General features: G+C 64.8%; 13 protein-coding genes. 6 read left to right on the top strand and 7 right to left on the bottom strand.

What is annotated here, in order from left to right:
• Positions 1–239: 239 nt before the first annotated feature.
• Complete coding sequence (locus tag JNK99_RS07040; RefSeq protein ID WP_291850650.1) at positions 240–875, bottom strand: SCO family protein; 636 nt, start codon at positions 873–875, stop codon at positions 240–242.
• A gap of 23 nt (positions 876–898) precedes the next feature.
• Positions 899–1252, bottom strand: a complete 354-nt coding sequence (locus JNK99_RS07045) for a hypothetical protein (RefSeq protein WP_291850663.1) — start codon at positions 1250–1252, stop codon at positions 899–901.
• A 230-nt stretch (positions 1253–1482) separates the two neighbouring features.
• Between JNK99_RS07045 and JNK99_RS07050 the strand changes: the two genes are divergently transcribed.
• Positions 1483–2673 (top strand): class I SAM-dependent methyltransferase, encoded by a 1191-nt coding sequence (locus JNK99_RS07050; protein ID WP_291850665.1) that lies wholly within the window; start codon positions 1483–1485, stop codon positions 2671–2673.
• Between the two features lie 36 nt (positions 2674–2709).
• Here the strand turns inward: JNK99_RS07050 and msrA are convergent, their stop codons facing one another.
• Together msrA and msrB are read right to left on the bottom strand one after the other, a co-directional pair.
• Positions 2710–3318 carry a peptide-methionine (S)-S-oxide reductase MsrA gene (gene msrA / locus JNK99_RS07055; protein WP_291850667.1) on the bottom strand — a complete coding sequence of 203 codons (609 nt, stop codon included), beginning with the start codon at positions 3316–3318 and terminating at the stop codon, positions 2710–2712.
• On the bottom strand, positions 3315–3821 hold the full coding sequence (gene msrB, locus JNK99_RS07060; protein ID WP_291850669.1) for a peptide-methionine (R)-S-oxide reductase MsrB: 507 nt from the start codon (positions 3819–3821) through the stop codon (positions 3315–3317). Before msrB ends, msrA begins: the two co-directional genes overlap by 4 nt.
• 563 nt (positions 3822–4384) lie before the next feature.
• Between msrB and JNK99_RS07065 the strand changes: the two genes are divergently transcribed.
• The 5 genes from JNK99_RS07065 (at position 4385) to dinB (ending at position 9111) form a co-directional block, all read left to right on the top strand.
• Positions 4385–4840, top strand: a complete 456-nt coding sequence (locus tag JNK99_RS07065; protein WP_291850671.1) for a transcriptional repressor — start codon at positions 4385–4387, stop codon at positions 4838–4840.
• A gap of 76 nt (positions 4841–4916) precedes the next feature.
• Positions 4917–5978, top strand: coding sequence for a GTP-binding protein (locus JNK99_RS07070; protein ID WP_291850673.1), 1062 nt, complete (start codon positions 4917–4919; stop codon positions 5976–5978).
• A gap of 162 nt (positions 5979–6140) precedes the next feature.
• Positions 6141–6719 (top strand): DOMON-like domain-containing protein, encoded by a 579-nt coding sequence (locus JNK99_RS07075; protein WP_291850675.1) that lies wholly within the window; start codon positions 6141–6143, stop codon positions 6717–6719.
• Positions 6720–6730: 11 nt separating this feature from the next.
• Positions 6731–7942, top strand: coding sequence for a DUF1343 domain-containing protein (locus JNK99_RS07080; protein ID WP_291850677.1), 1212 nt, complete (start codon positions 6731–6733; stop codon positions 7940–7942).
• Between the two features lie 17 nt (positions 7943–7959).
• Positions 7960–9111, top strand: coding sequence for a DNA polymerase IV (dinB, locus tag JNK99_RS07085; RefSeq protein ID WP_291850678.1), 1152 nt, complete (start codon positions 7960–7962; stop codon positions 9109–9111).
• Between the two features lie 28 nt (positions 9112–9139).
• Here dinB and glmM read toward each other — a convergent pair whose 3' ends face one another.
• The 3 genes from glmM to ftsH form a co-directional block, all read right to left on the bottom strand.
• Complete coding sequence (gene glmM, locus JNK99_RS07090; RefSeq protein ID WP_291850680.1) at positions 9140–10507, bottom strand: phosphoglucosamine mutase; 1368 nt, start codon at positions 10505–10507, stop codon at positions 9140–9142.
• Positions 10508–10630: 123 nt separating this feature from the next.
• The gene (gene folP, locus JNK99_RS07095; RefSeq protein WP_291850681.1) at positions 10631–11446 is read right to left on the bottom strand and encodes a dihydropteroate synthase; all 816 of its coding nucleotides are present in this window, start codon (positions 11444–11446) and stop codon (positions 10631–10633) included.
• Between the two features lie 46 nt (positions 11447–11492).
• On the bottom strand, positions 11493–13172 hold a 1680-nt coding region (gene ftsH, locus JNK99_RS07100; RefSeq protein ID WP_291850682.1), incomplete at its 5' end, for an ATP-dependent zinc metalloprotease FtsH.

The raw sequence follows: 13172 nt of genomic DNA on the forward strand, positions 1-13172 counted from the left end.
CAGCCACAACCCACCAGCGGCCAGCGCCGCACACTGATTCGCCGCTGAACACCTGGGGTCGGGCCCAGCGGCTGTTCAAACAATGCTGCTTGTCGGCAGGCATGGTCACGTCACTTCAGCGATGGGCTTTCACGGTAACGCAATGTGGATCGGCATCCGACGATTCACCACCTGCAAACCGCCTCTCGCCACGAGGCGGCCACCCCGACGATGGCCGGACGGTTGCGGCAGGCGCCTGATCAGTCCGCTGCAGGAACCCGGCGCCACGGCACTGGCCGCTGCTGATCGCCGGCCATGATCTCACGAATACGTTCGGCTATCTCCGCCGGCGGCATCGCATAGGCGAACCGGCGCACATGGCGACCGTCCGGCCCGAGCAGAAACATTCCGGCCGAGTGGTCTACCGCGTACTGATCGGCGGGCGCACCGGGCTCGAACACCTTCTCGTAGCGCACCCTGAAATTATCCGCGGCGCGGCGAACCAGGGCCGGCGAACCAGTCAGGCCAATGATCTGCGGATGGAAGAAGGCCACGTAGGTGCGCAGGATGCTGGCCGTGTCGCGCTCCGGGTCTACCGTGATGAACAGCGGCTGCAAGCGCTCTGCATCCTTGTCGAGGCTGCTCATGACCGCCGACATCTCGGCCAGCGTCGTCGGGCAGATGTCGGGACAGAAGGTGTAGCCAAAAGAGATCAGTTGGAAACGGCCCGGGAAGTCTTCGTTGCTTACCGCGCGGCCGTTGGCATCCATCAGGAGGTAACGCGCCGACAAATCTGCAGCCCGATCGGCAGCGCCCGGTTCAGCCGTCGGCGGCCCACCCGCCCACACCGGCAGCGCAGCCAACAAGACAGGCAGCGCGTACCAGAGGCTCTTCACCGACAGCCTGCCCGCCGGCCGGTCTACTGCCGCCCGGCCGGCTGAACCGCCGGGAGCACGGCCTGCAGCCGGGCCGACAGCTCGCTCAGGCGAGCTGCAAAAGCATCCGGCGCCGGGCAACGATCCGGCTCCTGACCCTGGACCAGGAAGGCATCACTCGTCTGCTGCTCGAAGGCTTCTCCGTAGCGGCGGGTCTTGGGTGCGTGGCGGATCATCAGCGCCTTCGCCTGACCGGAACTTGCCATCTGACCACAGGCCAGCGCCTGACCATTGAGCCACCCGAGATCGCCGATCACGGTCAGCGCGGCTTCGGGGTCGGCGACTGCCGTTCCGGCCAGCAGGAGCAGCAGCAGGGGTAACAAGGGCGGGCGTTGCATCTTGGATCCGTTCTTTGAATGGTGGTGATAGCTGTAGTGACTGTGGAGGCGATCGAACTGGCAAAATTATAGGGTCGCCGACGTCCGCGTTTGTTGATGGGCCTCAAAAAGGCCGGCGACAGATGGCAGGGCGCCGACGATTCCGCCATGCGGGGCGGCAGTGGTGTAGACTGCGCCGCTTCCACCTCATTGCGTTCTGACCGTCCGGCTGGGCGCGAAAGACTCTCCGCATGGCCCAACTCCTTCTCCTGCCCGGCAGGGATCGCACGCTTGCCCGTCGCCACCCCTGGATCTTCGCTGCGGCCGTCGACCGGCTGTGCGGTCGGGCACGGCCCGGTGATACCGTTGAGGTCGTCGCTGCCAACGGACGTCCCCTGGCCAAGGCTGCGTGGAGCCCCGAGTCGAAAATTCGCGCCCGGGTGTGGACCTTCGACCCTGACGAAACCGTCGACGATGCCTTTTTCAAGCGGCGCGTTCAGTGCGCGGTCGAACGTCGTCGGCTGACGCCCGAGCTGCGGGCAGAGCAAGGTCTGCGACTGGTGCATGGCGAATCCGACGGCCTGCCCGGCCTGATTGCCGATCGCTACGACGACACCATCGTCCTGCAACTGACCGCTACCGGCCCCGAAAAGTGGCGCCCGGCGATCGTTCGTGCGCTGCAGCGGGCAACCGGTTGTGCGCGCATCTACGAGCGCTCGGATTCCGACGTTCGCCGCCTCGAAGGATTGCTTCCGGTCTCGGGCTGGCTGCTCGGCGAGCCTCCGCAAGCCCCCCTGACCATCGTCGAAAATGGCGTGCGGATGAAGGTCGATATCGTCGCCGGCCACAAGACCGGTTTCTATCTCGACCAGCGCGACAACCGCCTGCTGACGCGCATGCTCGCTGCCGGACGTGCGACACTGAACTGCTTCTGCTACACCGGCGGCTTCTCGCTGCAGGCGCTCGCCGGCGGTGCCAGCCACGTACTCTCGGTCGACTCCTCGGGACCCGCCCTGGCAACGGCGATCGACAACCTGGCTCTCAATCCCGAACTCGCCGCAAGCCGCGCCGAATGGCGCGAGGCCGATGTGTTCAATGAGCTGCGCCTGCTCAGAACTGCCGGCCAGCGCTTCGATCTGGTGATTCTCGACCCGCCGAAGTTCGCTCCTTCGGCAGCGCACGCCGAGCGCGCGGCGCGCGCCTACCGGGACATCAACGTCCTTGGCTTCCGCCTGTTGAGCCCCGGAGGCCTGTTGATGACCTACTCGTGCTCAGGCGGCATCCGCAGCGAGCACTTCCAGGAAATCGTTGCCGACGCGGCGATCTGCGCCGGGCGTGAAGCACGCATCCTGCGCCGCCTCGTCGCACCGGTCGACCATCCGGTCGGATTGAACTTCGCCGAGGGTGAGTATCTCAAGGGTCTGCTTTGTCAGGCCGACTGAGCGGGCTGGCAGCCGCCAGACCAGCCCGCCACCAAATCAACCATCCCCCCAGATCTGCCTGATCCGCGCGTCACGGCCGCAAGACAGCCGGTAGTAAGCATAGCGAACCGGATTCTTCCTGTAATAGTCCTGGTGGTATTCCTCCGCCGGGTAGAAGCTTGAGGCGGCAGCAATCTCGGTTTCTATGCGCGCCAGCTTGCCGCTCGCCAGCAAGGCATCGCGGCTGCTCTCGGCGATCTTGCGTTCGCCTTCGTTCTGCCAGTAGATGCCGCTGCGATACTGCGGACCAATGTCGCAGAACTGCCGGTTGCTCACCGTCGGGTCAATATGCCGCCAGAAGTAATCCACCAGTTGCGCATAGCTGACCTTCTGCGGGTCATAACTGACGCGGACCGCCTCCGTATGACCGGTATTTCCGGTGCTGACCTGAGCATAGGTCGGGTTGACCGTTCGCCCCGCGGTATAACCCGCTTCGGCGCCGAGGACTCCCGGCAGCTTTTCCAAATCAGCCTCGATACACCAGAAGCAACCGCCAGCAAAGATGGCGGTCCGTACTTCGGGCGGCTTTGCGACCGGCGGATCAGCCGCAGTGGCCGATCCCGCCAGGACAAGCAGCCAGGCAAGGAGGCAAAGGGTGCGGCTCATGTGCGCAACTCCGGAAGCGGCTCGGCACGCGGCACGAAAATCAAGGCGACACCGTTGTTGCAGTAGCGCTTCCCGGTCGGTTTCGGCCCGTCATTGAACACGTGGCCCTGATGTCCACCACAACGCGCGCAGTGGTACTCGGTGCGCGGATAGATCAGCTTGAAGTCGGTCTTGGTGGCAATCGCTCCGGGCAGATGCTGCCAGAAACTCGGCCAACCGGTGCCGCTCTCGTACTTCGCCGAACTGTCGAACAGCGCCAAAAAACAGGCGGCGCAGACAAAAGTGCCGTCGCGCTTCTCCCGGTTCAGCGGACTGCTGCCGGCGCGCTCGGTGTCCTCTTCGAAGAGGACCCGATAAGCCGGCAGCGCCAACAAAGTGGCCCACTCGGCTTTCGATTTCTGCAGCTTGCCGCCATCGGCTGCCCAACTCGGACCCGCGGCGGCAACCGGCAGGATGAAAGCGGAAATTCCGCTCAACCATTTCAATGTTTGACGACGATCCATGACTCTCTCCAAAAAGAAACCTGCGATCGGCAGCCAGCACAGGCTCACTGCCGTTCGGCCGGAAAGGCGCTTGACAGTTCCCCGGCGCGCCTGTGGGGCGACCACCGCCCTGGCACCAATTACTCAACGATGCCGCCCGACGAACCCTGCCGAACGCTGCCGAACGCTGCCGAACGCTGGTCGGTCGAGGGAAGACCGAAATTGCCTCCGGCAATGCCCCTGGCAGGGCTGCCGGGTGATGCCTTGATGATTGGTCGGCACAACCGGCGAAACCTTACGCCTCGCCCCAGCAACGCAGTTTCGATGCTTGGCCACCCGCTGTGCCGGCGCCACTGACAAGCCCCTGTATGCGCAGCAGCACCCGAGACCATGCTCTGCGTGCCGCCGTTCGTGCCAGACCACGGGCAAGGGGCATAGGCCCGACTCGCGAGCCGCCCTTCCGGTGCGGGAATGGCCATGCGGCTTAATTCTCCGGCCACCCAGCCCGGATCACCTGTTTCTCCTCGGCCAACCACCTGCAACTGTGTTGCGGGTGTCCATCAGCTATGCTCTAATCGCTGGCCATGATGACCTCCGTCACCCGGGCCAGCGAGACGACTGCCGAGGCCGCCACTGCGGCCATGCTGATACGCCGGGTCGGTGCGCGCGCCACACCGGCGCGGGTGCGCGTCCTGTGGCTGTTGCGCTCGGCGCCGGCCGCACTGACCCATCACGAGATCGAAAAGGCGCTCGGAGAGTTGGCGCTCGATCGTGTGACCCTCTATCGCGTCCTCGACTGGTTGGTCGAAAGCGGCCTCGCGCACCGCAACGCCGATGCGCAGAGAATGTTCCGCTTTTCGGCCGCCAGCAGCGGTGAACATGCCACGCATACGCATTTCCGCTGCGAAAACTGCGGACGGGTCTTCTGTCTCGATGCTGTGCCACCCAGCCCGCCGCACCTGCCGGAAGGATTCTCGCTGTCGCGTCTCGAACTCGACCTGCGTGGTCGCTGCGCCGAGTGCACCTGCGAACAGCGCTGAAGGGCAGCCGCGCGGCGCAGGTCGACGATCACGCCGCCGACCTGCAATGCGTACCCGGCGCACAGGATTCCCCACCATGCCTGCCCTAGAACCAGCACGAGCCATCCCGGTGACTGTCCTCACCGGCTTCCTGGGCGCCGGCAAGACGACCTTGCTCAATCATCTGCTGCGGCAACCGCAGATGGCCGATGCCGCGGTACTGATCAATGAGTTCGGCGATGTGGCGATCGATCATCATCTGGTCGACAAGCTCGATGACAAGGTGGTCGTGCTCGATTCCGGCTGCCTGTGCTGCAGCGTACGCGGCGAACTGGCGAACAGTCTGCGTGGCCTGTTCATGCGCCGGCTGCGGCGCGAGATTCCGGCCTTTTCGCGCGTCCTTATCGAAACCACCGGACTGGCCGACCCGGCGCCCGTGCTGTACACCCTGCTCGGGGATTTCTTCATTGCCGAACGCTTCCGTATTGACGGTGTGGTCACCGCGGTTGACGTGACACACGCCAATCGCCAGCTGACTCGCCATTTCGAAGCGGTCCGACAGGTTGCCATGGCCGACCGCCTGCTGCTGACCAAATGTGACCTGGCAACACCCGGGGAAATTGCCGTAGTGGTCCGCCGCCTGACCCGGACCAACCCGGGCGCACCGCAAATCGAGCTGCGCCACGGCGTCATCACCGCCGATCAGGTGATGGGCTGCGGGCTCTACGATCCTGCCGGCAAAACGGCCGACGTTCGTCGCTGGCTGGCCGAGGAACGGGTGGTGGCGGCACGGGGCGTCGCACATGACGGTCAGGCGCACGACCCCAACCGGCACGATGCCCTGGTCCATGCCTTCGTTCTGCATTTTACCCAGCCCTTTGCCTGGCCGGAGTTCACCGAGGCGATCGACGTCCTGCTGGCCACCTGCGGCGACCGCATCCTGCGCGTCAAGGGCCTGGTTGCGGTCGATGGCGAGTCCGGACCGCGTGTCGTGCAATGCGTTCAGCACATGCGCTACCCGGCAAGCTCGCTGCCTGACTGGCCCGATGCAGACCATCGGAGCCGGCTGGTGTTCATCGTCCGTGCACTGGCGCGCGATATCGTCGACCAGGCCTTCATCATGTTCTGCGACAGCGCGCCGACGCCGGACACGACCTGAGGCGATCACCAGGCATCGCCGGCGGTGCGCCCCGCCGGCTTGCCGCCTGGCCGACGCTGCCGGATGCCCGCCAGGAACGGCAGCACTCCCGCCAAAGTGCCTCGGCACAGCACTGACAGGCGTTAGAATTCCGCACCGCCGTCAAATCTGCCGCTGCAACCCATGTTACCGACCGAACTGCCGCTTACCCTGCTCTGCCATCCGGCAACGCCGGCGCCCGTGGTGCGCACGATCGAAGCGTACGCATCATGGTCGACCAACGGCGTGCTTGAACTGGCCTACCGGCTGCGCGGCGACATGGCCCGCCTGCTGATTCCCCTGGCCCAGCCACCGGGCCAGGTGGACGGGCTCTGGGAACACAGCTGCTTCGAGGCTTTCGTAGGCATCATGGGCGAAACCGCCTATCACGAATTCAACTTTTCGCCCTCGGGTCAATGGGCGGCTTACGCGTTCTCGAGCTACCGTCAGCGTGACGAGGGATACCTGCTGCTCACCCCGCCGCAGATCACCACCAGCCTGTCTGCCGGCCGACTCGAACTGACGGCGCTGATTCCTGCCACCGTCCTGCCGGCAAATGTGGCGACGGCGCGCCTGCAAGTCGGCCTGACTGCGGTCGTCGAAGCGGCCGACATCGTCGATGGCAGCCACAGTTACTGGGCGCTTCGCCATACCGGCGCGCGGCCCGACTTTCACCAGCGCGACGGCTTTGCCCTCGAGCTCCCGCCGCCCCAAGTTGTCTGAAGGAAGCCTCGATGCCTGCCCTCGAATTCGGTCTCGACCGTCTGCTCAGTGATCCGGAACTGCGCAAGCCGCTGCACGGCCGCCGGCTTGCCCTGCTCGCTCACCCCGCTTCGGTCTGCGCCGACCTGACGCATGCCCTCGATGCGCTGGGCGCGCTGCCCGATCTGCGCATCACCGCCGCATTCGGCCCACAGCACGGTCTGCGTGGCGACAAGCAGGACAATATGGTCGAATCGCCCGAGTTCCTCGACCCGGTGCACCGGATCCCGGTCTTCAGTCTCTACGGCACCGTGCGACGCCCGACACCGGCGATGATGGACAGCTTCGACGTGCTGCTGATCGACCTGCAGGACCTCGGCTGCCGCATCTACACCTTCATCACCACCTTGCGTTACGTGCTCGAAGCCGCCGCCGCACACGACAAGGTGGTGTGGGTGCTTGATCGCCCCAACCCGGCGGGGCGGCCGGTGGAGGGATTGCTGCTGCGTCCGGGCTGGGAGAGCTTCGTCGGTGCCGGCCCGCTGCCGATGCGCCATGGCCTGACGATGGGCGAACTGGCTTGCTGGTTCGTCCGGCAACTCGACCTGGACATCGACTGCACGGTGATCAAGATGCACGGCTGGTCCCCCGAGGCCGGCCCCGGCTACGGCTGGCCGATCGGCCAGCGCAGCTGGATCAACCCCAGCCCGAACGCCCCCAACCTGTCGATGGCCCGCTGCTATCCCGGCAGCGTGATGCTGGAAGGAACCTCGCTCTCCGAAGGTCGCGGCACCACCCGTCCGCTGGAGCTTTTTGGCGCACCAGACATCGATGCCCGCCGGCTGATCGCCGGCATGCACCGGCTCGCCGGGCCATGGCTGCTCGGCTGCCGGTTGCGCGAATGCTGGTTCGAGCCGACCTTCCACACGCACGCGGGACGGCTCTGCCACGGCATCCAGGTGCATGTCGAAGACGGCAGCTACCAGCATGTCGCTTTCCGCCCGTGGCGGCTGCACGCCCTGGCTTTCAAGGTGCTGCGCCAATGGCGGCCAGACTATCCGCTGTGGCGCGACTTCGCCTATGAGTACGAATACGCTCGGCTGCCCATCGACCTGATCAACGGCTCGCCGCTGCTGCGCGAGTGGGTCGATGAGGCTGACGCAACACCGGCCGACCTTGACGCCCTCAGCCGAGTCGATGAAGGGGCGTGGGAAGAGTTGCGCCGGGAATTCCTGCTCTATTGAAAACCATGCTGCCAAGCATGGCGGAACGCCGCATCGCGCATCTCGACATGGACGCGTTCTACGCCTCCGTCGAGTTGTTGCGCTATCCGGACCTGCACGGGCTGGCGGTGGTGATTGGCGGTCGCAGCGAACACCAACCCGTCCCGCGGCCCGACGGCAGCCGGCGCTACGCCCGCCTGCGCGACTACGCGGGTCGTGGCGTGGTCACCACCGCAACCTACGAAGCGCGCGCGCTGGGCGTTTCGTCCGGCATGGGAATCATGCAGGCCGCCCGCCTGGCACCTGAAGCAACCCTCCTGCCGGTCGATTTCACGGCCTACCGTCACTATTCCCGGCTGTTCAAGGAGGCCGTTGCGCGCCTCGCGCCACAGGTCGAGGATCGCGGCATCGACGAAATCTATCTCGATCTGAGCGAGCTGCCTGGCGAAACGCGAGCGCTTGCCCAGAGCATCAAGGACGCCGTCCGTCAGGCGACCGGACTATCGTGCTCGATCGGCATTGCCGCCAACAAGCTGCTGGCCAAGATCTGCTCCGACCTCGACAAACCGGACGGCCTCACCGTGCTCGGCGCAGCGGACATCGGCTCACGCATCTGGCCGCTGCCGGTACGCAAGATCAATGGCATTGGCCCGAAAGCGGGCGAGCGGCTCGCCGCTCTCGGGATCAACAGCATCGGCCAACTGGCAGCCGCCGACACCATCCTGCTGCAGCAGCACTTCGGGCGCAGCTACGGCCGCTGGCTGACCGACGCTGCACACGGTATCGACCAACGACCGCTGATCACCTCTGCCGCGCCGAAGTCGATCAGCCGGGAAAGCACCTTCGCGCACGACCTGCATCCGCGCCAGGACCGGGAAGTGCTGGGCGGCATCTTCACCGCGCTCTGCCGACAGGTCGCCGCCGACCTGCAGCGCCAGAATTGCCTGGGTCGCACGATCGGCGTCAAGCTGCGCTTTGCCGACTTCGAGACCGTCACCCGTGACCACACCCTGGCCAGCGCCACTGCCGACGTGCAGCTGATCCGCCGCGTTGCCGGTGCCTGTCTGCGCCGTGTGCCGCTCGACCGCAAGTTGCGGCTCCTGGGCGTGCGCGTCGGCTCGCTGTTGCCACGCCATGGCGCAGTGACCCGGCCAGACCTTCGTCAGGGCGAACTCGAACTTTCCAGCTAGCCTCGGAAGGAGCCGGTGGCCCGACGGCTCACGACGAGACCGCTTCGCGCACCGCTGCGGCGAGTTTCTCGGCTGCCCGGGTGACGACTTGCGCATCCTGACCCTCGACCATGACGCGTAACAGCGGCTCGGTGCCGGAAGCGCGCAGCAGCACACGCCCGCAGCCATTGAGCTCGCGCTCGACCGCATTCTGCGTGGCGCCGATCAGCGGGTGATCTTGCCAAGCAAAACCCTTGCTCAGCGCGACATTGATCAATTTCTGCGGGTAGAGCTCCAGACCCCCCAGCAACTGTTGCAGGTCGCCACCTTCCTCGCGCAAGGCGGAAAGCACCTGCAAGGCAGAGACAATGCCATCGCCGGTGGTGTGCCGATCGAGACACAGGATATGCCCCGAATTCTCCCCACCATAGAGCCAGCCATTCTGCCGCAGCAGATCCATCACGTAGCGATCGCCGACCGCTGCACGAACGAAGGGCACCTTGAGCTCGCCCAGGGCATGTTCCAGGGCCAGATTGCTCATCAGGGTACCGACCACTCCGGCCACAGGTCCTTGGCGCAAGCGGCTGCGCACCACGGCGAAGAGAAGCTGATCGCCATCGTACACATTGCCCTGCGCGTCGACCATGATCAGCCGGTCACCATCCCCGTCGAGGGCGATTCCGAGGTCGGCACTTTGCGTCACGACCGCCTGACGCAAGGCGGCGGGGGCTGTCGCCCCGACATCCTGGTTGATGTTCAGACCGTTTGGATCGGTGCCGATGCTGGTAATCTCGGCGCCCAGTTCGTGAAAGACATGCGGCGCCAGATGATAGGCCGCTCCATTGGCGCAATCGACGACGATTTTCAGGCCACGCAGATCCATCTCGAACGGAAACGTACCCTTGCAGAACTCGATATAGCGACCGTCTGCGTCGTCGATCCGCCGTGCGCGCCCCAAGCCTGCCGAGGGAACACAGATCAACGGTTCGTCGAGCGCTGCTTCAATCTCCAGTTCCAGCTCATCGGGCAGTTTCGTGCCACGGGCCGAGAAGAACTTGATACCGTTATCGTAGTAGGGATTATGCGACGCGGAAATGACGATACCCGCCTGCAGACGCAGCGCACGGGTCAGGTGAGCGATGGCTGGCGTGGGCATCGGCCCCACCAGGCAGACATCCACTCCGGCCGCCGAAAAACCGGCTTCGAGTGCTGCTTCCAGCATATAGCCGGAGATTCGGGTGTCCTTGCCGATCAGCACCGCCGGCCGCTCGCCCCCCTTGCCATGGCTGCGCGCACTGTCGTGGCTGGCCAGTACACGCCCGGTCGCATAACCCAAACGCATGACAAACTCCGGCGTGATTGGCGTTTCCCCGACGCGCCCGCGAACTCCGTCGGTTCCGAAATACTTGCGTGTCACGATTTTCTCTCCCCTTGACTACAGGCCCGCAGGAGGGCCTGTCAAACAGCCTACATTCTACGCAAAGGCCGGGGAAACAGGCTGCCAACTAAGGCACAGTGGAGACGCGGAGAAACCTTTTCGTCACGCGAGCGCCTGCCAGACGGCCAGGGCATCGCGCGTCTCGGCAACATCATGGACACGCAGAATGCGCGCGCCGCGCTGCGCCGCCAGCAAGGCAGCCGCGATGCTGGCAGCCAGCCGTCCGCCGACCGGCCGTGCGGTGAGCGCGCCGAGCATCGACTTGCGCGACACCCCCGCCAGCAGCGGCAGGCCAGACAACGACAACTCGGAAAAACGGCGCAGCAGTTCGACATTGTGCTGCACGGTCTTGCCAAAACCGAAGCCGGGATCGAGCACCAGACGATCGTCGGCAATACCGGCTGCCCTTGCCTGCGTCACACGACTCTGCAGGAAGGCGTCGACTTCGGTCACGACATCGCGGTAGGCGGGTTGCTGCTGCATGGTCAGCGGCTCGCCCTGCATGTGCATCAGGCACACCGCACATTGGCTGCCGGCCACGACCTGTAGCGCACCCGGCATGCGCAGGGCGTAAATGTCGTTGATCATCGAGGCGCCATGGGCCAGCGCCACGCGCATCACTTCCGGCTTGTAGGTATCTACCGAGATCGGGATGCCACAGCCGGCCAGGCCGTCCAGCACCGGCAGCAGCCGATCCAGCTCGTCAGCCAGCGAGGTGGGAAGCGCCCCTGGGCGTGAGGACTCGGCGCCGATATCGAGCAGATCGGCACCGGCCTCGATCTGCCGTCGGGCATGGGCGATTGCCCGCTCGGTGTCACCCGCCAGACCATCGCCGGAAAACGAGTCCGGCGTCAGGTTGACGATGCCCATCACCAATGGGCGGTCAACAGCGAGTGCGAACTCCGCGCAGCGCAGCATCAGGCGAGCAAATCCTGGCCGTGCAGCAAGCCCGCGAGTTGAACGCTCAGGCGGGAGCGGTCGCGCTGGGCGCCGCGTCGGGCGTATTATGATCGGGCTTGTTGGTCGACGGCGCCTGTGGCTGCTTGGGTGGGCGTGGCGGCTTGCCGGCCATGATGTCGTTGATCTGGTCGGAGTCGATCGTTTCGATATCGAGCAGCGCCGCCGCCATTGCCTCGACCTTGTCGCGATTCTCTTCGAGCAGGCGACGTGCCAGGGCATACTGCTCGTCAATGATGCGGCGGATTTCCGCATCAACCTTCTCCATGGTCGCTTCCGACATGTTCTTGTGCGTTGTCACCGACCGCCCGAGGAAGACTTCGCCTTCATTCTCGCCATAGACCATCGGCCCCAACGCATCGGACATGCCGTAGCGGGTAACCATGTCGCGCGCCATCTGCGTCGCCCGCTCGAAGTCGTTCGAAGCACCGGTGGTCATCTGATTCATGAACAACTCTTCGGCGATACGCCCCCCGAAGAGGACCGCAATGCGGCTCATCAGATAGACGCGATCGTAAGCGTAACGGTCTTCCTCGGGCAGTTGCATGGTCAGACCCAGCGCCCGGCCGCGCGGAATGATGGTGACCTTATGCACCGGATCGGATTTCGGCATCAGCTTGGCGACCACCGCATGGCCCGACTCGTGGTAGGCAGTGTTGCGCCTCTCGTCCTCGTTCATGACCATGCTGCGGCGCTCGGCACCCATCATGATCTTGTCCTTGGCTTTTTCGAAGTCCTCCATATCCACCAGGCGCTTGTTGCCGCGAGCGGCGAACAGTGCCGCCTCATTGACCAGATTGGCCAGATCGGCACCGGAGAAGCCGGGCGTGCCGCGGGCGATGATGTCTGCCTTGACGTCGGGCGAGAGCGGCACCTTGCGCATGTGCACCACCAGGATCTGCTCGCGCCCGCGAATATCCGGCAGCGGGACGACCACCTGCCGGTCGAAACGACCGGGACGCATCAGCGCCGGATCGAGCACGTCCGGACGGTTGGTCGCCGCGATGACGATGACCCCGACACTGCCTTCAAAACCATCCATTTCGACCAGCATCTGGTTGAGGGTCTGCTCCCGCTCGTCGTTGCCGCCACCCAGCCCGGCACCGCGCTGACGACCCACCGCATCCAGTTCGTCGATGAAGATAATGCAGGGCGCATGCTTCTTGGCATTCTCGAACATGTCGCGGACGCGGGCGGCACCGACCCCGACAAACATTTCGACGAAATCCGACCCGGAAATCGAGAAGAAGGGTACCTTGGCCTCACCGGCGATCGCCTTGGCAAGCAATGTCTTGCCGGTGCCGGGGTTACCCACCAGCAGCACGCCCTTGGGAATGCGGCCGCCGAGTTTCTGGAATTTCGACGGATCGCGCAGGAAATCGACGAGTTCGGACACTTCTTCCTTGGCCTCGTCGCAACCGGCAACGTCGGCAAAGGTGATGGTGTTGGACGACTCGTCAAGCAGCCGCGCCTTGCTCTTGCCAAACGAGAAGGCCCCCCCCCGACCGCCGCCCTGCATCTGGCGCATGAAAAAGATCCAGACACCGATCAACAGCAGCATCGGGAACCAGCTAACGAAAATGCTCATCAGGAAGGACTGCTCCTCCTCCGGTTTGGCCTCGATCTTGACCCCGTGCTTGAGCAGATCCGAAACCATCCACAGATCGGGGGGCGCGTAACTGGTCAG

This window comes from Accumulibacter sp., assembly GCF_016789985.1.
Lineage (GTDB): Bacteria > Pseudomonadota > Gammaproteobacteria > Burkholderiales > Rhodocyclaceae > Accumulibacter.

Bases quoted from the DNA above. Each gene is read 5' to 3' on its own strand.
- msrB (WP_291850669.1), bottom strand. From the start codon at position 3,821: ATGGATCGTCGTCAAACATTGAAATGGTTGAGCGGAATTTCCGCTTTC.
- dinB (WP_291850678.1), top strand. From the start codon at position 7,960: ATGGCGGAACGCCGCATCGCGCATCTCGACATGGACGCGTTCTACGCC.
- JNK99_RS07045 (WP_291850663.1), bottom strand. From the start codon at position 1,252: ATGCAACGCCCGCCCTTGTTACCCCTGCTGCTGCTCCTGCTGGCCGGA.
- folP (WP_291850681.1), bottom strand. From the start codon at position 11,446: ATGCTGCGCTGCGCGGAGTTCGCACTCGCTGTTGACCGCCCATTGGTG.
- JNK99_RS07075 (WP_291850675.1), top strand. From the start codon at position 6,141: ATGTTACCGACCGAACTGCCGCTTACCCTGCTCTGCCATCCGGCAACG.
- JNK99_RS07065 (WP_291850671.1), top strand. From the start codon at position 4,385: ATGATGACCTCCGTCACCCGGGCCAGCGAGACGACTGCCGAGGCCGCC.
- JNK99_RS07070 (WP_291850673.1), top strand. From the start codon at position 4,917: ATGCCTGCCCTAGAACCAGCACGAGCCATCCCGGTGACTGTCCTCACC.
- msrA (WP_291850667.1), bottom strand. From the start codon at position 3,318: ATGAGCCGCACCCTTTGCCTCCTTGCCTGGCTGCTTGTCCTGGCGGGA.
- JNK99_RS07050 (WP_291850665.1), top strand. From the start codon at position 1,483: ATGGCCCAACTCCTTCTCCTGCCCGGCAGGGATCGCACGCTTGCCCGT.
- JNK99_RS07080 (WP_291850677.1), top strand. From the start codon at position 6,731: ATGCCTGCCCTCGAATTCGGTCTCGACCGTCTGCTCAGTGATCCGGAA.